This is a genomic window from Xanthobacter sp., from assembly GCF_041911315.1.
Taxonomy (GTDB): Bacteria; Pseudomonadota; Alphaproteobacteria; order Rhizobiales; family Xanthobacteraceae; genus Xanthobacter; species Xanthobacter aminoxidans.
On record NZ_JAYRPE010000021.1, the window covers coordinates 351,444 to 372,337 of the forward strand.

Here is a 20,894-nt window from a genome sequence, read left to right on the forward strand (position 1 = left end):
CTGCCCGTTCCTTGTGCTTGACACTCGGGGCTGTCCCGATTTTCATTAGTGTACATATGAAATCGGATGCCCCCGCTGCGGGGCCGGAGCCGGGGTTCCATGGCCGAAGAGTCCACCATCACCGCCCGCGCCGAGGATGACAAGATCCGCTGCGATGCGTGCCCGGTCATGTGCTACATCCGGCCCGGTCTCACCGGCGCCTGCGACCGCTACGCCAACCGCGACGGCGAGCTGATCCGCGTCGATCCCCACATCGTGCTCGATCGCACGCTGGCGCAGGGCGGCAAGGTTGTGCCCTTCGATCGCGGCGGCGACTGGGACGGCCGGCTCGTGGCCGGCGGCGAAGCCTTCGTCACCGCTGTGGGCTCCGGCACCACCTATCCCGACTACAAGCCCGCGCCCTTCATCGTCTCCGCCGAAGTGAACGGCGTGGACATGGTGACGGTCGTCACCGAAGGCATCTTCAGCTACGCCGGCGCCAAGGTGAAGATCGATACCGACCGCTTCATCGGCCCCGAGCAGGCGGCGGTGCGGGTGGATGGCGAGGCGGTGGGCCATGTCACCACCTCCGAATACGGCTCGCAGATGCTGTCGCTCGGCGGCGTGCATCACCTCACCGGCGGCTCCAAGAAGGAAGGCCGCGTCACCTGCGAGGCGCTGCTGGAGCTGTGCAACGGCAAGGCCGTGGAACTCGCCATTGACGGCGGCGCCACCCTCGTGGTGCAGGCCGGCAAGGCACCCATCGTCAACGGCGCGGCAGAGGCGCGGATGCGGGTGGGCTGCGGCTCCGCCACCATCGGCATGTTCGCCAAGCAGTGGCACGGCAAGGTGGACGAGGTGGTGGTGGTGGATGACCACATCACCGGCGTTCTCTCCGAGCATCAGGCCGGCAAGCTTTTGGGCATCCGTGACACCGGCATCCGCATGAAGGGGCGCCGCTCCACCCCCGGCCGCTACTTCCAGGTGGCCGAGCCGGGCCTCGGCTGGGGCGGCACCAACATTTCCGATCCGCTCTCCATCCTCGGCGCGTTCGACGCCAAGCTGGCGTGGCCGGGCCTGCGGTTGCTGCTGGTGTCCACCACCGGCGAGCATTACGGCTATTACGTTCTCGACGAGCATCTGGTGCCCGTGGAGACCGAGGTCCCCGCCGATCTCTATCCTTCCGTGGAGCGCATCCGCGAGAATTGCGAGCCGGCGCTCTCCTCCGTGCTGTTCATGGCCGGGGCCGGTGGTTCGCTGCGCGCGGGCGTGACGGAAAATCCGGTGCGTCTCACCCGCTCGGTGAAGGATTCCATCACCCGCGTCACCTGCGGCGGCGCGCCGGTCTATGTCTGGCCGGGCGGCGGCATCACCTTCATGGTGGATGTGACCCACGTGCCGGAGAACGGCTTCGGCTATGTGCCGACCCCGGCGCTGGTGGCGCCCATCGAATTCACCCTGCCCCTCGCCGCCTATGAGGCGCTCGGCGGTCACATGGACCATGTGCGCCCGGCCGCCTCGGTGATCGAGCGCGAGGCGGTGCGCGAGATGGCGCCCTTCTCCGATATTCCGTGGCCGCTCTCGGCCCGGTCGCAGGGCTGAGATGATGCTGCGCCCCGCCGACATCCCCGCTCCAGCGCCCCGCGTCGCGACGCCCGCGATGCCGGTGCAGCGGCGCCTGCCGCAGGCGGGGCTGCTGGCGGACGGGCGTCGGCTGCATCTGAACGACGGCCCCATCGACCTCGTGATCGAGGCCGATGGTCCGGCGGATGTGGTGGCCGCCGCCTATGGCGCGGCGACCGAACGCCTCGCGGGCCTCCTCGATACGCTGTGCGGCGAACTCTCCCTGCTCCGCCGGCCTGCCCATCCCGGGTCCTGCCCCCTTCAGGGTCCGGTGGCGCGGCGCATGTGGGCGGCGGTGTCGCCCCATGCGCGCGCTGGCTTCATCACCCCCATGGCGGCCGTTGCCGGGGCGGTGGCGGAGGAGGTGCTCGCCGCCATGGTGCGGCCCGGCCTCACCCGCGCCTTCGTCAACAATGGCGGCGACATCGCGCTCTATCTTTCGCCCGGTGCCGAGTTGGTGGCGGGCATCGTGGACCGGCCGGACCGGCCGCGCGTGGTGGGCTCCGCCCGTATCGCCGCCGATGGCCCGGTGCGCGGCATCGCCACCTCGGGCTGGCGCGGGCGCAGCTTTTCCCTCGGCATCGCCGATGCCGTGACCGTGCTGGCGCCCACCGCCGCGGCGGCGGATGCGGCGGCGACCGTCATCGCCAATGCGGTGAACCTGCCGGGCCATCCCGGCATCGTCCGCGTCCCGGCGCGCGATGTGCTGCCCGACAGCGACCTCGGCCTGCTGAAAGTGACGCGCCACGTGCCTGAACTGACGCCCGCCGAGCGGGACGAGGCGCTGGCCGAAGGCCTCGCCTGCGCTGGCGCGCTGGTGGCGCGCGGCCTCATCACCGCCGCCGCGCTCCATCTGCAGGGTGCCAGCGTCTCCACTTGTCCGGTGGGGGATGCCCCCCTGTCATCCCGTCCGATTTCCCTTGCCGCAGAACAAGAAAGAGGCGTCGCCCATGCCTGAGGTCAAGATCCGCAAGCAGGTCCGCATTCTGGAGGAGATCTTCCACGAGGGCGGCCCCGCCGCCGCCACCCCGCGCAAGCGCGGCGCCATCGTGACGGTGATCGAGAACCCGTTCGCCGGCCGCTATGTGGAAGACATCGCCGGCTTCATGGAAGACCTGAAGCCGCTGGGCGCCGCCATGGCCAAGGAACTGCTCGCGGCCCTCGGCGGCGATGCCAAGGCCATCGACGGCTACGGCAAGGGCGCCATCGTCGGCGCCGCCGGTGAGATCGAGCACGGCGCGCTCTGGCACGTGCCGGGCGGCTACGCCATGCGCGAGGCGCTGGGCGATGCCAAGGCCATCGTGCCCTCCACCAAGAAGGTGGGCGGGCCGGGCACCCGGCTCGACGTGCCGGTGACCCATGTGAACGCCTCCTACGTGCGCTCGCATTTCGACGCCATGGAAGTGGGCGTGTCCGATGCCCCCAAGGCCGACGAGATCGCCCTCGTGCTGGTCATGACCTGCGGCCCGCGCGTCCATGCCCGCGTCGGCGGCCTCGCGGCGGAAGCCATCAAGGGCGAGGACGGCCTGCGATGAGCGCCAACATCCGCAAGATCGTCACCATCGTCGAGGAGACGCGGACCGAGATGGGCCGTCCCGTCTCCCCGCCCACCCGGCGCGCGGCGGCCATCGCGGTGATCGAGAATCCATTTGCCGGCCGCTATGCGGAAGACCTGTCCGACCTCATCGCCATGGGCGAGGAGCTGGGCGGGCTTCTAACGAACAAGGCGGTGGAGGCCCTCGGCATCGAGGGGCCTTCCGCCGAGAGCTACGGCAAGGCGGCGCTGGTGGGCGAGAATGGCGAGCTGGAGCACGCCGCGGCCCTGCTGCACCCCAAGATGGGCGCGCCGGTGCGCGCGGTGCTGGGCAAGGGCGCGGCGCTCATCCCCTCATCCAAGCGGCGGGGCGGCCTCGGGGCGGATCTGGACATTCCGCTGGGCCACAAGGATGCGGCCTTCGTGCGCAGCCATTTCGACGGCATGATCGTGAGCGTGTCGGATGCCCCGCGCGCGAACGAGATCGTGGTTGCCGTGGCGGTCACGGATTCCGGACGGCCGCTGCCGCGCGTCGGCGGGTTGAAGAAGGACGAGATCAAAGGCGAGGACGGGCTGAGATAGGCCACGCCCCGCGCGCGGACGGTTCACGGGACATCATAAAAGGGGAATGGACATGAAGAAGCTGGTCGCGGCATCCCTCGCCGCTCTCCTCCTCGCCGCAGGCGGGGCGCGGGCGCAGCAGGGCGAGATCAAGGTAGGCGAAATCAATTCCTATTCGGCGCTGCCCGCCTTCCTCGATCCCTATCGCAAGGGAATGGATCTGGCGCTGAAGGAAGTGAACGATGCCGGCGGCATCAAAGGCAAGAAGCTCGTCATCATCTCCAAGGACGATGGCGGCAAGCCGGCCGATGCGCTCACCGCCGCCAACGAGCTGGTCTCGCGCGACGGCGTGGTGATGATCGCCGGCGGCTTCCTCTCCAATGTCGGCCTCGCGCTCGCCGACTTCGCCAAGCAGAAGCAGGTGATGTACCTCGCCGCCGAGCCGCTCACTGACGCGCTCGTCTGGTCCAAGGGTAACGACTACACCTTCCGCCTGCGCACCTCGAACTACATGCAGGCCGCCATGCTGGCGGAAGAGGCGGCGAAGCTCCCGGCCAAGCGCTGGGCGACCATCGCCCCCAATTACGAGTTCGGCCAGTCCTTCGTCGCGGTGTTCAAGGAACTCCTGAAGAAGCGCAAGCCGGATGTGGAGTTCGTGGCCGAGCAGTGGCCGCCGCTGAACAAGATCGATGCCGGCCCGGTGCTCCAGGCCATCGACGCCGCCAATCCCGAGGCCATCCTCAACGCCACCTTCGCCGGCGACCTCGTGAAGCTGGTGCGTGAGGGCAACACCCGTGGCATCTTCAAGAACCGCGTGGTGGTCAGCTATCTCACCGGCGAGCCGGAATATCTCGACCCGCTGAAGACCGAGACCCCCGAGGGCTGGATCGTGACCGGCTATCCCTGGTACGGCATCAAGACCGCCGAGCACCAGGCCTTCCTCGACGCCTACCAGCAGCTCCACAAGGACTATCCGCGCCTCGGCTCCATCGTCGGCTACTCCACGGTGAAGTCCATCGCCGCGGCGCTGAAGGCGACCGACGACTACTCCACCGCCGGCCTTCTCAAGGCGATGAAGAACCTCAAGGTCTCCACCCCCTTCGGCGATGTCGTCTACCGCGCGGCCGACCACCAGTCGACCATGGGCGCCTATATCGGCACCACCTCGCAGAAGGACGGGCAGGGCATCATGGTGAACTTCCAGTTCAAGCCCGGCGCCGACTACCTGCCGCCCGAGGCCGAAGCCGCGAAGCTGCGTCCGGCGAACTGAGGCGGATTTTTCCGCCCGTCATGGCCGGGCTTGTCCCGGCCATCCACGTGGATCGGCCGGTTACCTCACGCCGTAAGATTTTCCCTGCGGCCCGACGTGGATGCCCGGGACAAGCCCGGGCATGACGGGGCCGACACGAAGCGTCCTCTGCCACCGTGAGGGGTAGGGCAATCCAACAAAGCGCGGGCGGCGCCAGTCAGCCGCCCCCGCATCCGGCCCCCGCCCTCGACGGCGGGTGGCCCAAGAAGATCAAAACTTCCAGCAGGTGAACGAGAGGCTGAAGCCGTGGAATTTCTTCTGGTCCAGGCCCTGAGCGGGCTCGCCAGCGCCGCGTCGCTGTTTCTGGTGGCGTCGGGGCTGTCGATCATCTTCGGCGTCACGCGCATCGTGAACTTCGCCCATGGCGCCTTCTACATGCTGGGCGCCTATGTGGCCTACACGCTGACGACGCGCTTTGCCGGGCCGCTCGGCTTCTGGGGCGCCATCGTCGCGGCGGCGATCATCGTCGCCTTGCTCGGCGCGCTGATGGAGATGGTGCTGCTGCGGCGCATCTATCAGGCGCCCGAACTCTTCCAGCTCCTCGCTACGTTCGGCGTGACGCTGATGGTGCAGGACCTCGTGGTGGTGATCTGGGGGCCGGAAGACCTGCTTGGCCCGCGCGCCCCCGGCTTCACCGGCGCCATCAGCCTGTTCGGCCGAATGGTGCCGACCTACGATCTCTTCATGATGACCCTCGGCCCGGTGGTGCTCGGCATCCTCTGGCTGCTGTTCCACAAGACCCGCTGGGGCGTGCTGGTGCGCGCGGCGACGCAGGACCGCGAGATGGTCGCGGCGTTGGGCGTGAACCAGAAATGGCTGTTCACCGGCGTGTTCGCGCTGGGCGTCTTCCTCGCCGCGCTGGGTGGCGCGCTGCAGATCCCGCGCACCACCGTGACCCACGCCATGGACCTCTCCATCATCGTGGAGGTGTTCGTGGTGGTGGTCATCGGCGGCCTCGGCTCGGTGTTCGGCGCCTTCGTGGCGGCCATCATCGTCGCGGAGCTGAACGCCTTCGGCATTCTCATCCTGCCGCAGATCTCGCTCATCACCGTGTTCCTGGTGATGGCGGTGGTTCTGGTGGTGCGGCCCTGGGGTCTGTTCGGCAAGCCGGAGAGCGCGCCCCGCGCCGCCGCCGGCCTCACCATCCGGCCCTGGCGCCCGTTCACGCAAGTTGAGCGGGCCGGCGTGGCGCTGGTGGTGGTCGCGGTGGCTGCGCTGCCCTTCTTCCTCGGCAACTATGCCCTGACGGTTGGCGCGGAAATCCTCATCTACGTGCTGTTCGCGGCGAGCCTGCATTTCATGATGACGGTGGGCGGCCTCGCCTCCTTCGGCCATGCCGCCTATTTCGGCCTCGGCGCCTATGGCGCGGCCTTCCTTGTCAAATACCTGGGCGCGCCCATGGAGGCGGCGCTCATCGTCGGCCCGCTGCTGGGGCTGGCCGGGGCGGTGCTGTTCGGCTGGTTCTGCGTGCGGCTGTCGGGCGTCTATTTCGCCATGCTGACGCTGGCCTTCGCGCAGATCGCCTGGTCCATCGCCTTCCAGTGGGTGGATGTGACGGGCGGCGACAACGGCCTGCTCGGCATCTGGCCGGCGACGTGGGCGTCACGGCCGGCCGGCTTCTTCTGGCTGGCGCTGGGCATCGCGGTGGTGGGCGTCGGGGTGCTCAGGATGCTGGTGTTCTCGCCGTTCGGCTATGGGCTGAGGGCGGTGCGTGACAGCGCGCTGCGCTCGGAGGCCATCGGCCTCAACCGGCAGCGGATGCAGTGGGCGGCCTTCATCGTCGCCGGCACCTTCGCCGGGCTTGCGGGCGCGCTGTTCGCCTTCCTCAAGGGCTCGGTGTTTCCGGACTACATGGCCATTCCCACCTCGGTGGACGGGCTGGTGATGGTGCTGCTCGGCGGCGTGGAGACGGTCTCCGGCGCGGTGGTTGGCGCGGTGCTCTACAAGGCGCTGGCCATCTGGCTGATGAGCCAGACCGATCTCTCCAAGCTGGTGCTGGGCGGCGTCATCGTCGTCATCGTGCTCGCGTTTCCCAAGGGGGTCGTGGGCTTCATCGAGGATCTGCGCCACCGCTGGCCCCGCAAGGGCAACGGCGCAACCGTCGGCGCCACCAAAGCGGAGGCCGCGTGATGAGCCCGCTGCTCGAAGTCAAAGACCTGATGAAGTCCTATGGCGGCGTCCATGCCGTGCGGGGCGTGTCCTTCACGGTGGAAGCGGGGCAGATGCTCGCCCTCATCGGACCCAACGGGGCGGGCAAGAGCACCTGCTTCAACATGCTCAACGGCCAGATCCCGCCCGATGCCGGCACGGTGCTGATCGAGGGCCGGGACATCAAGGGCCTGCCGCCGCGCGCCGTGTGGCGGCTCGGCGTCGGCCGCACCTTCCAGATCACCGCCACCTTCGCCTCCATGACGGTGCGCGAGAACGTGCAGGTGGCACTTCTCTCCTTCCACGGGCGCATCTCCCGCGTGTTCGGCTTCGCCGGCGCTGCCTGCCGGGCGGAGGCGGATGCGCTGCTCGCCCTCGTCGGCCTCACCACCCAGGCGGAGCGGCCGTGCGGCGAGCTGGCCTATGGCGACCTCAAGCGCTTGGAATTGGCGGTGGCGCTGGCCAATGAGCCGCGCCTCCTCCTCATGGATGAGCCCACCGCCGGCATGGCGCCGCGCGAACGCGTCGAGCTGATGCGCCTCACAGCCGAGATCGCCCGCGCCAAGGGCATCGGCGTGCTCTTCACAGAGCACGACATGGACGTGGTGTTCGAGCACGCCGACGAGGTGATGGTGCTCAACCGCGGCCAACTCATCGCCCGCGGCACCCCGGCCGAGGTGCGGCGCGACCCGCAGGTCCGCGCCATCTATCTCGGCGAAGGACTGCTCTACGACGCACGGCACCGCGAGGGGACTGCGGCATGAAACTTCAGGTCTCGAACCTCAACAGCCACTACGGCCCCGCCCACATCCTCTACGACGTGGGCCTCGAGATCGGCGCCGGCGAGGTGGTGGCGCTGCTCGGCCGCAACGGGGCAGGCAAGAGCACGACCTTCCGCTCCATCGTCGGCCTCGTGCCACAGCGCGCGGGCACGGTGATGTTCGACGGCGCCGACGTCTCACGCCTGCCAACCTACGAGATCGTGCGGCGCGGCCTCGGCTATGTGCCGGAGGACCGGCGCATCTTCAGCCATCTCACGGTGGAGGAAAATTTCGAGGTGGGCCGGCAGGCGCCGCGTCCCGGCGTCGCCACCTGGACGCCGGACATGCTTTACAAGCTGTTCCCGAACCTCGGCGAGATGCGCAAGCGCCCCGGCGGGCAGATGAGCGGCGGCGAGCAGCAGATGCTCACCATCGGGCGCACCCTGATGGGCAACCCCTCCCTCGTGCTGCTGGACGAGCCGTCCGAGGGCCTCGCGCCCAAGATCGTGGAGCAGATGGCCGACGCCATCCTCGCCATGAAGGGGGAGGGGCTTTCGGTGGTCATCTCCGAGCAGAATTTGCATTTCGCCAAGCTGATCTCGGATCGGGCCTACATCATCGAGAAGGGGCGCATCCGCTTTTCCGGCACCATCGCGGATCTGGAGGCAAATCCGGAAATCCGCGACGCCTATCTGGCGGTCTGAGCCATGGCGTCGGAGCCCAAGGCCCTGCGGACGCCCCGCGCGCCCCGGAAAGTGGCAACGCCCGAGGTGGCCGATGCCACGCCCCCGAAAGCCACGCCCTCCAAAGCCACACCGCCCAAATCCATACCCCCCATGCAGGTGCGCCGCCCCGTGCGCCGCTCGCGGGCGAATGCGCCCTATGTGCTGGACGAGCAGGTGGGCTTCATCCTGCGGCAGGTGGGCCAGCGCCATGCCGCCATCTTCGCTGCGCGCATCGGCGACGACCTGACCATGACCCAGTGGGCGGCCCTGTCGAAGCTGGCCGAGACCGGCCCCTGCTCGCAGAACCTGCTCGGGCGCCTCACGGCCATGGATGCCGCCACCATCAAGGGCGTGGTGGACCGCCTCGTTCGTCGCGGCTTCGTGGAGACCCGGCCGGACACCGAGGACGGCCGGCTGCTGGTGGCGGTGCTGACCGCCGCCGGAGAGGAGGCGGTTGCCCGCGCCAGCGTGAACGCCTTCGCCATCACCGAAGAGACGCTGGCGCCGCTGGATGCCGCCGAGCGCGCCATGCTGCTGAAGCTGCTGGACCGGTTGCGGTAGGCGCCCTCCAACAGCGGGATTCGGCGCGCACCTTTCGATCCGCGCGAGCACGGCCGCGCTCCCCCATGGCTGATGGTAAAATGCGCGCTTCTGTCGCAGCGCGTCAACGTCAGCCGGGCCGTGGGGCCTTCGACAGCCAACCTCTTGTTTCCCGCGCGAAATCAGGGTTCCTGCGGCCTGATTGATAGAGTGAGACTATCGATATCGCGTAACTTATCTATTTCACATATGGCATCCGCCCCCATATGTTGCACTGCGATGGCTTCGGCCCGTCGTAGCGCAAACACCCCATCGAGGAATTGCCATGTCGCTCGTCAATACTAAGATCAAGCCTTTCACGACGCAGGCTTTCAAGGATGGCAAGTTCATCCAGGTTTCGGACACCGATCTTGCCGGCAAGTGGGCCGTCTTCTTCTTTTACCCGGCCGACTTCACCTTCGTCTGCCCGACCGAGCTGGGCGATCTGGCCGATCACTATGGCGAGTTCCAGAAGCTCGGCGTCGAGATCTACTCGGTCTCCACCGACACCCACTTCACCCACAAGGCGTGGCACGATTCCTCCGAGACCATCGGCAAGGTGAAGTACACCATGCTCGGCGACCCGGCCGGCGTGATCACCAACAACTTCGGCGTCATGCGCGAAGGTCAGGGCCTCGCCGACCGCGGCACCTTCGTGGTGGACCCGAACGGCGTCATCCAGGCCGTGGAAGTCACCGCCGAGGGCATCGGCCGTGACGCCGCCGACCTGTTGCGGAAGATCAAGGCTGCCCAGTACGTCGCCTCCCATCCTGGCGAGGTCTGCCCTGCCAAGTGGCAGGAAGGCGAGAAGACGCTGGCGCCCTCCCTCGATCTCGTCGGCAAGATCTGAGGTTTTACGACCCGATCCGGCCTTGAGGCGTTTGCCTTGAGGCCCCACCGGCTCCCGAAAGGGAGGCGCCCCGACCGTCCGCCGCGGCCTTTGGCCAGCGGCGGACGTGGCCCGTTTGTACCCCGCCGGCTCATTGATCCGGCGTGTTTTTCTGCCGGAGGATTGCCATGCTCGACTCTGCCATGAAGACCCAGCTCAAGGCCTATCTGGAGCGCGTGGTCCGCCCCGTCGAAATCACCGCCGCGGTGGATGGCGGGCCGAAGTCGAAGGAAATGAGCGAGCTTCTGGCCGATATCGCCGAGCTGTCCGACAAGATCACCGTGCGGGAGCACCAGGAGCCGGGGGCGCGCGTGCCCTCCTTCTCCCTGTCGAGCCCCGGCCACGACATTTCCCTTACCTTCGCCGGCCTGCCCATGGGCCACGAATTCACCTCCCTCGTGCTGGCGCTCCTCCAGGTGGGCGGCTATCCGCCCAAGGTGGAGGAGGCGGTGATCGAGCAGGTGAAGGCGCTCGACGGCGACTTCGTGTTCGAGACCTATTTCTCCCAGTCCTGCCAGAACTGCCCGGACGTGGTGCAGGCGCTGAACCTCATGGCCGTGCTGAACCCGCGGGTGAAGCATGTGGCCGTCGACGGTGCCCTGTTCCAGGCGGAGGTGGATGCACGTCAGGTGATGAGCGTGCCCACCGTCTATCTCAACGGCGAGGTCTTCGGACAGGGCCGAATGGGCATTGAGGAGATCGTCGCCAAGCTCGACACCGGCGCGGCCGCCCGCGACGCCAAGCGCATGGGCGAGATGAACCGCTTCGACGTGCTGGTGGTGGGCGGTGGCCCGGCCGGCGCGACGGCCGCCATCTATGCCGCCCGCAAGGGCATTCGCACCGGCGTCGCCGCCGAGCGCTTCGGCGGGCAGGTGCTGGACACCATGGCCATCGAGAATTTCATCTCCGTCCCCTACACCGAGGGGCCGAAGCTCGCCGCCGCGCTGGAGCAGCATGTGCGCGAGTATGAGGTGGAGATCCTGAACCTCCAGCGCGCCGTCAAGCTCGTTCCGGGCAAGGACGTGGTGGAGGTGGAGTTCGCCAACGGCGCCAGCCTGCGCTCGCGCACCGTCATCCTCGCCACCGGCGCCCGCTGGCGGCAGATGAACGTGCCCGGCGAGGACGCCTATCGCAACAAGGGCGTGGCCTACTGCCCCCACTGCGACGGCCCGCTGTTCAAGGGCAAGCGCGTGGCGGTCATCGGCGGCGGCAATTCCGGCGTGGAAGCGGCCATCGACCTCGCCGGCATCGTTTCCCATGTGACGCTGATCGAGTTCGACAGCCAGCTGCGCGCCGACGACGTGCTCCAGCGCAAGCTGAAGAGCCTCGCCAACGTCACCATCCTCACCTCCGCCCGCACCACCGAGGTGCTCGGCGACGGCCAGAAGGTGAGCGGCCTCACCTACGAGAACCGCAACACCGGCGACATCCACACGGTGGAGCTGGAAGGCATCTTCGTGCAGATCGGCCTCCTGCCCAACACCGAGTGGCTGAAGGGCGTGGTGGACCTCTCTCCGCGCGGCGAGATCGTCGTGGACGCCCATGGTCAGACCTCGGTTCCTGGCGTGTTCGCGGCCGGCGACTGCACCACCGTGCCTTACAAGCAGATCGTGATCGCGCTGGGCGAGGGGGCGAAGGCCTCGCTGTCCGCCTTCGATCACCTGATCCGCACCAGCGCCCCCGCCGAGGACAAGGAGGCGGCCGTCAGGGCCGCCTGATTGGGCCGCATGACCGGACCGGCGGCGGGCCGGACACCATGACCCTGCGCGAGCTGCAATATCTCCTCGCCCTCGCCGACACCCGCAGCTTCCGCCGGGCGGCGGAGCTGTGCAGCGTCAGCCAGCCCACCCTCTCCACCCAGATCCGCAAGCTGGAGGAGGAGCTGGGCGTGGCCCTCATCGAGCGCACGCCGCGCAAGGCCATGCTCACCCCCGCCGGCCGCGATGCGGTGGAACGCGCGCGGCGCATCCTCACCGAGGTGGAGCAGCTCAAGGAGGCGGCCCACCGCAGCCGCCATGCGGAGGGCGGGGCGCTGAAGCTCGGCGTGTTCCCCACCCTCGGCCCGTATCTGCTGCCCCATGTGGTGCCGCTGATCCGCCAGCGGTTTCCCGAGCTGGAGCTGCTGCTGTTCGAGGAAAAGAGCGCCAACCTCATCCAGCGGCTGAACCTCGGCACGCTGGATGCCGCTTTCCTCGCACTGCCGGTGCATGACAGCCATTTCCACAGCGAGTTCCTGTTCGAGGAGCCCTTTCTCCTCGCGGTCCCGGGGGGGCACAGCCTCGCCGGGCGGGACACGCTGGGGGTCGCGGAGCTTGCTGGCCAGAACCTGATGCTGCTGGAGGAGGGCCACTGCCTGCGCGATCAGGCGCTGGACGTGTGCCACCAGTCCGGCGCGCGGGAGAAGTCTGAGTTCCGCGCCACCAGCCTGGAAACCCTGCGCCAGATGGTGGCGGCGGGTGTCGGCATCACGCTTCTGCCCATGCTCGCGACGCGCAATCCGGTGCCTCCGGCCCAGAACATCCACCTGCTCGCCTTCTCGGATTCCCGCCCCAGCCGGCAGATCGCGCTGCTCTGGCGCAAGACCTCGGCGCTGGGGCAGTTGCTGCATCAGGTGGCCGACATCTGCCGCGGGCTACCGGAAGACCTGCTGACCCTGCGCCACTGAGCGGCCCTCGATTGTGCCGTTGCGGCACCCCTTACCGGCCGTATTGAATTTTCCGCGCGCACGCCCCTCGTCGATTTCCGCGCCCTTCAACCGGTGCTAGAAGGCTGAAGTTCGAGCCGGCAAATCAGCCCCCAGGGGGAGGGAGGTCGAAGCAGTGATCCGGCGTACCTTCGCGTTCAGGTCCGTCGCTGCTCTCCTTCTGGTCTGGATCGGCCTCGTCGCGGTTTTCGCGATGTTGATGATCCGGAGCAACCTGTCGCGTGCAGATGCGGAGGTCGAGGCCGAGGGCGTCGCCCTGCATCGGCTCCTGTCCCAGCGGGTTGCCCAGCACGACGCCCATCTCACCAGCCTCGCCGCGCTGGTGCAGGCGAGCGATCCGCCGCCGGCCGAGACGGTCCGGCAGGTGGCCACGGGCATCATGCGCTATTACCGCCGCATCCTGTCCATCCGGGTGCTGGAGATGACCCCCGATCAGGTCATCGAGACGCTGGTCGCCGTGCCGGGCGAGATGGAGGGCACGGTGATGCCCCGGTTCGCCCAGCTCGTCTTCGGCCAGAGGGCGGGGGAGGCGCGCTATTATGTGGAAGCCGATCACCCCGAGCACTATTTCCTCGGCAAGCGCGCCGGCAGCGACCGGCGCCTCGCCATCATCCTGGAGATCGATCCCAACGGCCTGCTGACGCCGGAGGAGCGGCTCTCCAGCGACCGCATCAGCCTGAGTCTCGGGCCCTACGCGCTGACCGGTCGCCCGCCCGTGGCCGAGCCCGGCGCCTTCGCGACGCTCACCTTCTTCCGCCCGGCGGACAGCACCACCCAGCCGGTCAATCTCGGCATCGAGCGGCCGGTTTCCTTCTACAGGGCTGTCGCCCCGGTGCCGGTCGCGGCCTTCGCCCTGTTCTCGCTCCTTGCCTTGTTCGCCGGGCGCTACACGCTGATCCAGCGGCACGAGGCGCGCCATTCCCAGCAGCTCGCCGCGCTGGCGGAGGAGCGCAGCCGCCTGCTGGAGCGCGAGACGCAGCTCGCCCATGCCGCACGGGTCAATTCGTTGGGCGAACTCGCCTCCGGCATCGCCCACGAGCTCACCCAGCCGCTGACCGCCCTGTTGAGCCAGAGCCAGGCGGCGCTGCGCCTGTCCGGTCCAGAGGGCGACCCCGTGCGGCTCTCCGAGGCGCTCGACGCCAATGTGCGGGAAGCGCGCCGGGCCGGTGAGATCCTCCGGCGGATGCGCGATTATATCGCCCGCCGGGCCAGCGAGCGCACGGCGGTGGACATCAGCGACGTGGTGGACGACGCCGCGACTCTCGCCCGCGCCGACCTCGCCCGTCGCGGCATCGCGCTGGAACTGGATCTGGAACGCCCCATGCCGCTGGCCAACGCGGACCCGGTGGAGCTGGAGCAGGTGCTGCACAATCTCATCCGCAACGCGGCGGACAGCCTCGAGGAACGCGACGGGCCGGACAAGCGCATCCTGATCCGCACCTTCGATGCCGGCGAGACGGTGGCGATCCGCGTCAGCGACACCGGCAAGGGCATTTCGGCGGACGTGCTGCCCCGGTTGTTCGAGCCCTTCTTCACCACCAAGAGCGAGGGCATGGGGCTGGGCCTCTCTTTGTGCGCCACGCTGGTGGAGCGGGCGAGCGGTACCATCGAGGCCGAGGCGCGGCCGGGGGAGGGGGCATCCTTCCTCATCAGCCTTCCCGCTTTGGCCGAACGCCGGTTGGCGGCGCAGTGAGCGCTCCCCGCGTCTATCTCGTCGATGACGATGCCGCCGTGCGGCAGGCCCTCACGCTGCTGCTCTCCACCTACGGCATGACGGTGGAAGCCTTCGCCGATCCCGAGACCTTCCTCGCCCATGTGGACCCGGCGCGCCCTGGCTGCCTCCTGCTCGACCTGAGGATGCCCATGATCTCCGGTATCCAGCTCAAGGAGAAGCTGGCCGCGCGGGGCATCGACTGGCCGGCGGTGATGATCACCGGCCACGGCGACGTCAACGCCTGCCGCCGCGCGTTCCGCGCCGGGATGGTGGACTTCCTGACCAAGCCGGTGGACGAGCTGGTGCTGCTCGATGCCCTCGGCACCGCCGCCCGCGCCCTCGACGCCCTCATGGAGCGGCGCGAGGCGGCTTCGCTCCTCGCCAGCCTCACCGAGCGCGAGCGCGAGGTGCTGGACATGGTGTGCCGTGGCTGGGCGACCAAGGAAGTCGCTGCCGCGCTCAGCGTTTCCCCGCGCACCATCGACGCCCATCGGGCGAACATCGCCGAAAAGCTCGGCACCTCCTCCGTGGCGGATTTCGTGCGGATGACGCTCAACGCCCGCGTCCTAGGTAGTTCTACCGATCCCGCCCGGTGAGGCGACGGATTCAGCGCGCGGCTCTCCCGGCCTAGAGAGGCTCAGCGCCACCGCCCGGCGCGGAAAAATCTCCGGTCGCTCGCGCGGCCGCCAAGAAAGGGCCGATGATGAAACGCCTCCTCCTCGCCGCCGCTGCCTCCGCCACCTTCGCCACGCTCGCCGGCCCCGTCGCGGCCCAGGCGCTGCAGGAGCGGAACATGCCGCTGGCGATCGCCCTCGACATCGCCCGCGAGGGCGTCGCGGCCTGCGCGGCGCAGGGCTACAACGTGTCGGTGGCGGTGGTGGATCGCGCCGGCGTCCTGAGGGCCTTCGCCCGCGCCGACAATGCCGGCCCGCACACGGTCGAGGCGGCGCGCCGCAAGGCCTTCACCTCCGCCTCCACCCGCACCCCGACCACGGTGATCGTCGAGAACGTGCAGAAGAACCCCGCCTCTGCGCAACTCGTGGCCATCGATGGCTTTCTGGTGCTGGGTGGAGGCGTGCCGGTGAAGGTGGGCAACGAGACCATCGGCGCGGTGGGCATCGGCGGCGCTCCCGGCGGCAACCTCGACGAGGCGTGCGCGATCGCCGCGATCGCCAAGGTCGAATCCCAGCTCAAGTGAGATGGGCCACCGGCTGCCGCGCGACGGCGGCCGGTTGCAAGCTTGGTCCCGGATGCTTAGGTCAATGGTCCTCCTGACTTTGGGGGACGATGCCTCAAGCTCCGGGATTTGCTTTTGAATGTCCGTTGCCTTCACGCGTGAGACCGACCTCGAAGCCACCGCCGCCGACCTGCCGGACCGGCCCATCTCGCCGCATCCGAACCTTGTGACGGCGAGCGGCCTTGCCGCGCTCGATGCGGCGTTGGCGGAGGCGCGCGCCGCCTATTCCGAGGCGCAGATGGGCGACGTGCAGGCCGACCGCATGGCCATGGCCCGCGCCACCCGCGACCTGCGCTATTACGGCGCCCGCCGCGCCACCGCCCAGCTCATCGAGACTCCTCCCAATCCCGAGACCGTCCAGTTCGGCACCACCGTGACCCTCGACCGCGAGGACGGCCGCCGCCAGACCTTCCGCATCGTCGGCGAGGATGAGGCCGATCCGGCCAAGGGCTCCGTGTCCTACGTCTCGCCGCTCGCTGCCGCCGTGATGGGCAAGGCCGTGGGCGATGTGGCGCTGGTGGCCGGTCGCGAGGTGGAAGTCGTCGCCATCGCCTGAACCGCGCAACGCTCCGGCGCGCCGGCCGCGAGCATTGCGGCGCAGCATTTAGATCGATCTAAATTTTCGTTGACCACACCCTGCGCAGTCTCCTAGACATGGCCGTCGAGAAGTTCGTTAAGAACTCGTTACCGGCGAGGAGGCTGCGCGTGGAGGGTGCCAAGGGGCCACAGGGCCGCCGCTTGCCGGCCGCCCGCGATGCTGCCGAGCCGGCCGATCTGCCGGAAGAGGCGCCGCTCGCCGGTGGCCTGCGCGTGCGGCTGAAGGATGTGGCGGTCCACGCCGGCGTCTCCCGCGCCACCGTCTCCCTCGTCCTGCGCAAAAGCCCGCTGGTGAAGGCGGAAACGCGTGCCAAGGTCGAGGAGGCCATGGCCGGCCTCGGCTATGTCTACAATCGCAGCGCCGCCAATTTGCGCTCGGGCGCCTCGCGCACCGTGGGGCTCGTGCTGTGCGAGATCATCACCCCCAACTTCGCCCAGTTCACCGCCGGCATCGACGAGGTGCTGGGCACCGAAGGCTACATGGCCTTCATCGGCAACGCTGCGGAAGATGCCACCCGCCAGCGCGAGGTGCTGCTGCGGATGCAGGAGCACGGCGTGGACGGGCTCGTGGTGGTCGCATCCGAGAACACCCGCGCCGATGCGCTGGAGGAGGGGGCCTGCGCGCGCATGCCCTGCGTGCTCGCGCAGCGCCGCGTGGAGGGTTTTCCCGCCGACTATGTCGGCCCGGACTACGGCGCCGGCATGGAGCTCATCACCGAGCACCTGATTTCGCTCGGGCATCGCAACATCGCCTTCATCGGCGGCGTGCGCCGCATCGCGCCGCTCACCGAGCGCATGGCCGGCTTCCACCGCGCCCTGCGCCGCCACAAGCTGAAGAGCGGGCCGGTGGTGCCCTGCGCGGTGATCGACCGCTCCTCCGGCTATGCCGGCGCGCGCGAGTTCCTGGCCCGTGAACTTCTGGCCAAGGGCGACATCCCCTCGGCCATCGTCTGCTACAACGACGTGGTGGCCTTCGGCGTCATGCTCGCCCTCGACGAGCACGGTCTGGTGCCGGGCCGGGACGTGGCCGTGGTGGGCTGCGACGACGTGGACGAGGCGGGCCTGCACCGCCCCGCGCTCACCACCTTCACCACCGATCCCCGCGTGGTCGGGCGCGAGGCCGCGCGGCTGCTGCTGCGCCGCATCGCCCATCCCGAGCGCCCGCGGGAAGAAATCATCGTGCCGCCTCGCCTCGTCATCCGCCAGTCGTGCGGCGCGGGGAAAGCTGCCGATACACCCGCCGTCCGCCGTCCGCCCGCCCATCGCCCGACAGGAGGCGCAAGATGAACTACGTCTTCCAGTTCGGAGACGTCTTCAATGCCTGGCCCGAGCTGCTGCTCGGCGCGTGGCTGACGATCCGCCTCTCGGGCCTCGCCATGCTGCTCGGGCTCGCCGTGGCGGTGCTCTGCGCGCTGGGCAAGACGCAGGGGCCGCGCCCGGTGCGCTGGCTGGTGGACGTGTATGTGGAGGTCATCCGCAACACGCCCTTCCTGGTGCAGATCTTCATCATCTTCTTCGGCCTGCCGCGTGCCGGCATCCGGCTCGACGCCAACGAGGCGGCGCTGCTGGCCATGGTCATCAACGCCGGCGCCTATTGCACCGAGATCGTGCGCGCCGGCATCGAGACCATCCACAAGGGACAGATCGAGGCCGGACTGGCGCTGGGCCTCAAGCGCCTTCAGATCTTCCTCTATGTGGTGCTGTTCCCGGCGCTGAAGGCGATCTACCCGTCCCTCACCAGCCAGTTCATCCTTCTGATGCTGACCTCCTCCGTCGTCTCCGCCATTTCGGCCGAGGAACTGACGGCGGTGGCGAACAATTTGCAATCGCAGACCTTCCGCTCGTTCGAGATCTACATCGTTGTGACGGGCATGTATTTCGCCATGTCGCTGATGTTCGCCGGCGCGTTCGCGCTCATCTACCGCGCGGTGTTCGCGCGCACTGACGCCGCACGCTGAGGAGGGGAGCGACATGATCCGCCAGTTCACCTCCGCCGAATTCTTCTTCCTCCTCTCCGCCGTGCGCTGGACGCTGCTGCTCTCGGCCATCGCCTTCGCGGGCGGGGCGGCATTGGGGCTCCTCGTGGCGCTCGCGCGCACCGCCCCATGGCAATGGCTGCGGGCGACGGCGGGGGCCTACATCCTCGTCTTCCAGGGCACGCCGCTGCTGATGCAGCTGTTCCTCGTGTTCTTCGGCGCCACCATGGTCGGCGCCTCGGTGGACCCGCTGGCCGCCGCCGCCATCGGCCTCACGCTGAATGCCGCCGCCTTCCTCGGCGAGATCTGGCGCGGCTGCATCCAGGCCATCCCGAAGGGCCAGTGGGAGGCCTCCACGGCCCTCGGCCTGCATTATGTGACGCGGATGCGCGAGATCATCCTGCCGCAGGCAGCGAAGATCGCGGTGGCCCCCACGGTCGGCTTCCTGGTGATGCTGGTGAAGAGCACGTCGCTCGCCTCCATCATCGGCTTCGTGGAGCTGACCCGCGCCGGGCAGATCGTGAACAACGCGACCTTCCGGCCGTTCCTCGTGTTCGGCATCGTCGCGGCCATCTACTTCGCCCTGTGCTGGCCGCTCTCGCTTTATGCCCGCCACCTCGAAAAGCGTTTCGGCACCGTGTCGCGGTGACGGTTCAGGTTGACCCTCAAGACCAAGGCCGCCCCGCATGCGGCACAGATGGAGGAAGAGACGATGACTTTCGGCACCATCCTGAAGAGCGCGCGCGGCGCCGTCGCGGCGCTCGGCCTCGCGGCGCTCGCCGCCACCGGCCTCTCCCACGGCGCATCCGCGCAGAGCATCGACGACATCCTGTCGAAGAAGAAGCTCACTGTCGGCATGCTGGTGGACGTGGCCCCCTTCGGGCTGCTCGACACCCAGGGCAAGCCGGAAGGCTATGATGCCGACGTCGCCCGCCTCATGGGCAAGTATCTCGGCGTCGAGGTGGAGCTGGTGCCCGTGACCGGCCCCAACCGCATCCCGTACCTGCTCACCAACAAGGTGGACGTGCTGGTGGCGGTGTTCGGCATCACGCCCGAGCGCGCCAAGCAGGTGATGTTCTCCATCCCCTATTCCACCATCGAGATCCAGCTGATCGGTCCCAAGAAGACCGAGATCAAGAGCATGGACCAGACGGTGGGCAAGAAGATCGCGGTGGCCCGCGCTTCCACCCAGGATACGGCGCTCACCGCCGCCGTGCCCAAGGGCGCCACCATCATGCGCTTCGACGACGATGCCACCGCCGCCCAGGCCTTCCTCTCCGGCCAGGTGGACCTGCTCGGCGCCAACAACCTCGTCGGCACCCAGCTCGCCGAGGCGAACCCGGACATGGGCATCGAGAAGAAGATCACCCTGCGCAGCCAGTACAACGGCATCACCGTGCGCCGGGGCTCCACCGATTTCCTCCAGTGGATCAACACTTTCCTCTACTTCGTGAAGAACAATGGCGAGCTCGACGCCATCAACCAGAAGTGGTTCAAGGTGCCGCTGCCGACGATGCCGACGTTCTGAGGAATGCGCCCTGTTCCCCGGACCAGCGACACCGCAGGTGGAGCGCCGATCCGGGGTCCAGGGGAAAGTTCGGCGCAGCCGGCGATACGTTCGGCTGTCGCCGCCATTGCCGCCTGCGGCGAACCGTTGCGCTGGGCCCCGGCTCTCCTTCCGCTGATCGCTCCAGTCGGCCGGGGCGCGAGGGCGGTGCGATGGACGCGGGCGTCAGGGCATAACGGAACAGACACGAGAAGGGCCTAGCCATGCTCACTCCCGCCCCTGCTGACAGCACGCCCGCCGGCGACGCGCGCCCCGTCATGATCCGCATGGCGGGCGTGGAGAAATATTACGGCACCTACCACGCGCTGAAGGCCGTGAACCTCGACGTGCACCAGGGCGAGCGCATCGTCATCTGCGGGCCATCCGGCTCCGGCAAGTCCACGCTTATCCGCTGCATCAACGCGCTGGAGCATCACCAGGGCGGCGAGATCGTGGTGGATGGCACGCAGGTGGGCAAATCCTCGCGCGGGCTCGACAAGGTGCGCGCCGAGGTGGGCATGGTGTTCCAGAGCTTCAACCTGTTCCCCCACCTCACCGTGCTGCAGAACTGCACGCTGGCGCCCCGAAAGGTGCGCGGCCTCGCGCCCAAGGAGGCCGAGGCCATCGCCATGAAGTATCTGGAGCGCGTGCGCATTCCCGAGCAGGCGAACAAATATCCCGGCCAGCTCTCCGGCGGCCAGCAGCAGCGCGTGGCCATCGCCCGCGCTTTGTGCATGGCGCCCAAGGTGATGCTGTTCGACGAGCCCACCTCCGCCCTCGACCCCGAGATGGTGAAGGAGGTGCTCGACACCATGATTTCGCTGGCCCAGGACGGTATGACCATGATCTGCGTGACCCACGAGATGGGCTTCGCGCGGCAGGTGGCCGACCGGGTGATCTTCATGGACAAGGGCGAGATCGTGGAGGAGGGGCCGCCCGCCACCTTCTTCGCCAACCCGAAGAGCGAGCGCACACGCACCTTCCTCGGCCAGATCCTGCACCACTGACGCCA

21 protein-coding genes are annotated in these 20,894 nt (G+C 68.4%); all 21 read left to right on the top strand.

Annotated features, from left to right (window positions below; translation table 11 throughout):
- The first annotated feature begins 99 nt into the window (after positions 1-99).
- The 21 genes from ACE3QW_RS08695 (at position 100) to ACE3QW_RS08795 (ending at position 20,889) form a co-directional block, all read left to right on the top strand.
- Positions 100-1,581 (top strand): 6-hydroxynicotinate reductase, encoded by a 1,482-nt coding sequence (locus ACE3QW_RS08695; RefSeq protein ID WP_374251225.1) that lies wholly within the window; start codon positions 100-102, stop codon positions 1,579-1,581.
- A 58-nt stretch (positions 1,582-1,639) separates the two neighbouring features.
- A complete protein-coding gene (locus ACE3QW_RS08700) occupies positions 1,640-2,560 on the top strand; it encodes a UPF0280 family protein (protein WP_374251260.1) in 921 nt (306 codons plus the stop codon).
- Positions 2,553-3,137, top strand: coding sequence for an amino acid synthesis family protein (locus ACE3QW_RS08705; protein WP_029558411.1), 585 nt, complete (start codon positions 2,553-2,555; stop codon positions 3,135-3,137). The genes ACE3QW_RS08700 and ACE3QW_RS08705 overlap by 8 nt, the downstream gene beginning before the upstream one ends.
- Positions 3,134-3,718 (top strand): amino acid synthesis family protein, encoded by a 585-nt coding sequence (locus ACE3QW_RS08710; protein WP_374251226.1) that lies wholly within the window; start codon positions 3,134-3,136, stop codon positions 3,716-3,718. Before ACE3QW_RS08705 ends, ACE3QW_RS08710 begins: the two co-directional genes overlap by 4 nt.
- Before the next feature lie 52 nt (positions 3,719-3,770).
- The gene (locus tag ACE3QW_RS08715) at positions 3,771-4,967 is read left to right on the top strand and encodes an ABC transporter substrate-binding protein (RefSeq protein ID WP_374251228.1); all 1,197 of its coding nucleotides are present in this window, start codon (positions 3,771-3,773) and stop codon (positions 4,965-4,967) included.
- A 285-nt stretch (positions 4,968-5,252) separates the two neighbouring features.
- Positions 5,253-7,136 (top strand): ABC transporter permease, encoded by a 1,884-nt coding sequence (locus ACE3QW_RS08720; RefSeq protein ID WP_374251229.1) that lies wholly within the window; start codon positions 5,253-5,255, stop codon positions 7,134-7,136.
- Positions 7,136-7,918 (top strand): ABC transporter ATP-binding protein, encoded by a 783-nt coding sequence (locus tag ACE3QW_RS08725; protein WP_029558415.1) that lies wholly within the window; start codon positions 7,136-7,138, stop codon positions 7,916-7,918. The genes ACE3QW_RS08720 and ACE3QW_RS08725 overlap by 1 nt, the downstream gene beginning before the upstream one ends.
- Positions 7,915-8,619: an ABC transporter ATP-binding protein gene (locus tag ACE3QW_RS08730; protein ID WP_024279159.1), complete on the top strand. Its 705-nt coding sequence runs from the start codon at positions 7,915-7,917 to the stop codon at positions 8,617-8,619. Before ACE3QW_RS08725 ends, ACE3QW_RS08730 begins: the two co-directional genes overlap by 4 nt.
- A 132-nt stretch (positions 8,620-8,751) precedes the next feature.
- Entirely contained in the window at positions 8,752-9,201 is a 450-nt protein-coding gene (locus tag ACE3QW_RS08735) for a MarR family winged helix-turn-helix transcriptional regulator (RefSeq protein ID WP_051679473.1), read from the top strand.
- Positions 9,202-9,505: 304 nt separating this feature from the next.
- The gene (gene ahpC / locus ACE3QW_RS08740; RefSeq protein ID WP_024279157.1) at positions 9,506-10,069 is read left to right on the top strand and encodes an alkyl hydroperoxide reductase subunit C; all 564 of its coding nucleotides are present in this window, start codon (positions 9,506-9,508) and stop codon (positions 10,067-10,069) included.
- Positions 10,070-10,236: 167 nt separating this feature from the next.
- On the top strand, positions 10,237-11,826 hold the full coding sequence (gene ahpF, locus ACE3QW_RS08745; protein ID WP_374251231.1) for an alkyl hydroperoxide reductase subunit F: 1,590 nt from the start codon (positions 10,237-10,239) through the stop codon (positions 11,824-11,826).
- A gap of 38 nt (positions 11,827-11,864) precedes the next feature.
- A complete protein-coding gene (locus ACE3QW_RS08750) occupies positions 11,865-12,773 on the top strand; it encodes a LysR substrate-binding domain-containing protein (protein WP_024279155.1) in 909 nt (302 codons plus the stop codon).
- 154 nt (positions 12,774-12,927) lie between these two features.
- Positions 12,928-14,505 carry a sensor histidine kinase gene (locus tag ACE3QW_RS08755; protein ID WP_374251233.1) on the top strand — a complete coding sequence of 526 codons (1,578 nt, stop codon included), beginning with the start codon at positions 12,928-12,930 and terminating at the stop codon, positions 14,503-14,505.
- On the top strand, positions 14,502-15,122 hold the full coding sequence (locus ACE3QW_RS08760) for a response regulator transcription factor (protein ID WP_374251234.1): 621 nt from the start codon (positions 14,502-14,504) through the stop codon (positions 15,120-15,122). The genes ACE3QW_RS08755 and ACE3QW_RS08760 overlap by 4 nt, the downstream gene beginning before the upstream one ends.
- Before the next feature lie 104 nt (positions 15,123-15,226).
- Positions 15,227-15,724: a heme-binding protein gene (locus tag ACE3QW_RS08765; RefSeq protein ID WP_374251235.1), complete on the top strand. Its 498-nt coding sequence runs from the start codon at positions 15,227-15,229 to the stop codon at positions 15,722-15,724.
- A 118-nt stretch (positions 15,725-15,842) separates the two neighbouring features.
- Complete coding sequence (greA, locus tag ACE3QW_RS08770) at positions 15,843-16,319, top strand: transcription elongation factor GreA (RefSeq protein WP_374251236.1); 477 nt, start codon at positions 15,843-15,845, stop codon at positions 16,317-16,319.
- Positions 16,320-16,468: 149 nt separating this feature from the next.
- A complete protein-coding gene (locus ACE3QW_RS08775) occupies positions 16,469-17,647 on the top strand; it encodes a LacI family DNA-binding transcriptional regulator (protein ID WP_374251237.1) in 1,179 nt (392 codons plus the stop codon).
- The gene (locus ACE3QW_RS08780) at positions 17,644-18,318 is read left to right on the top strand and encodes an amino acid ABC transporter permease (RefSeq protein WP_024279149.1); all 675 of its coding nucleotides are present in this window, start codon (positions 17,644-17,646) and stop codon (positions 18,316-18,318) included. Before ACE3QW_RS08775 ends, ACE3QW_RS08780 begins: the two co-directional genes overlap by 4 nt.
- Positions 18,319-18,331: 13 nt before the next feature.
- Complete coding sequence (locus ACE3QW_RS08785) at positions 18,332-18,985, top strand: amino acid ABC transporter permease (RefSeq protein WP_250165949.1); 654 nt, start codon at positions 18,332-18,334, stop codon at positions 18,983-18,985.
- A 63-nt stretch (positions 18,986-19,048) separates the two neighbouring features.
- A complete protein-coding gene (locus ACE3QW_RS08790; RefSeq protein ID WP_038194836.1) occupies positions 19,049-19,864 on the top strand; it encodes a transporter substrate-binding domain-containing protein in 816 nt (271 codons plus the stop codon).
- Between the two features lie 296 nt (positions 19,865-20,160).
- A complete protein-coding gene (locus ACE3QW_RS08795) occupies positions 20,161-20,889 on the top strand; it encodes an amino acid ABC transporter ATP-binding protein (RefSeq protein ID WP_029558424.1) in 729 nt (242 codons plus the stop codon).
- Positions 20,890-20,894 lie beyond the last annotated feature (5 nt).

What these genes read in the sequence shown, in the direction of transcription:
- ACE3QW_RS08785 (WP_250165949.1), top strand. Translation starts at nt 18,332, where the DNA reads ATGATCCGCCAGTTCACCTCCGCCGAATTCTTCTTCCTCCTCTCCGCC.
- ACE3QW_RS08725 (WP_029558415.1), top strand. Translation starts at nt 7,136, where the DNA reads ATGAGCCCGCTGCTCGAAGTCAAAGACCTGATGAAGTCCTATGGCGGC.
- ACE3QW_RS08700 (WP_374251260.1), top strand. Translation starts at nt 1,640, where the DNA reads ATGCCGGTGCAGCGGCGCCTGCCGCAGGCGGGGCTGCTGGCGGACGGG.
- ACE3QW_RS08730 (WP_024279159.1), top strand. Translation starts at nt 7,915, where the DNA reads ATGAAACTTCAGGTCTCGAACCTCAACAGCCACTACGGCCCCGCCCAC.
- ACE3QW_RS08715 (WP_374251228.1), top strand. Translation starts at nt 3,771, where the DNA reads ATGAAGAAGCTGGTCGCGGCATCCCTCGCCGCTCTCCTCCTCGCCGCA.
- ACE3QW_RS08790 (WP_038194836.1), top strand. Translation starts at nt 19,049, where the DNA reads ATGACTTTCGGCACCATCCTGAAGAGCGCGCGCGGCGCCGTCGCGGCG.
- ACE3QW_RS08795 (WP_029558424.1), top strand. Translation starts at nt 20,161, where the DNA reads ATGATCCGCATGGCGGGCGTGGAGAAATATTACGGCACCTACCACGCG.
- ACE3QW_RS08735 (WP_051679473.1), top strand. Translation starts at nt 8,752, where the DNA reads ATGCAGGTGCGCCGCCCCGTGCGCCGCTCGCGGGCGAATGCGCCCTAT.
- greA (WP_374251236.1), top strand. Translation starts at nt 15,843, where the DNA reads ATGTCCGTTGCCTTCACGCGTGAGACCGACCTCGAAGCCACCGCCGCC.
- ACE3QW_RS08710 (WP_374251226.1), top strand. Translation starts at nt 3,134, where the DNA reads ATGAGCGCCAACATCCGCAAGATCGTCACCATCGTCGAGGAGACGCGG.
- ACE3QW_RS08765 (WP_374251235.1), top strand. Translation starts at nt 15,227, where the DNA reads ATGATGAAACGCCTCCTCCTCGCCGCCGCTGCCTCCGCCACCTTCGCC.
- ACE3QW_RS08780 (WP_024279149.1), top strand. Translation starts at nt 17,644, where the DNA reads ATGAACTACGTCTTCCAGTTCGGAGACGTCTTCAATGCCTGGCCCGAG.
- ahpF (WP_374251231.1), top strand. Translation starts at nt 10,237, where the DNA reads ATGCTCGACTCTGCCATGAAGACCCAGCTCAAGGCCTATCTGGAGCGC.
- ACE3QW_RS08750 (WP_024279155.1), top strand. Translation starts at nt 11,865, where the DNA reads ATGACCCTGCGCGAGCTGCAATATCTCCTCGCCCTCGCCGACACCCGC.
- ahpC (WP_024279157.1), top strand. Translation starts at nt 9,506, where the DNA reads ATGTCGCTCGTCAATACTAAGATCAAGCCTTTCACGACGCAGGCTTTC.
- ACE3QW_RS08705 (WP_029558411.1), top strand. Translation starts at nt 2,553, where the DNA reads ATGCCTGAGGTCAAGATCCGCAAGCAGGTCCGCATTCTGGAGGAGATC.
- ACE3QW_RS08695 (WP_374251225.1), top strand. Translation starts at nt 100, where the DNA reads ATGGCCGAAGAGTCCACCATCACCGCCCGCGCCGAGGATGACAAGATC.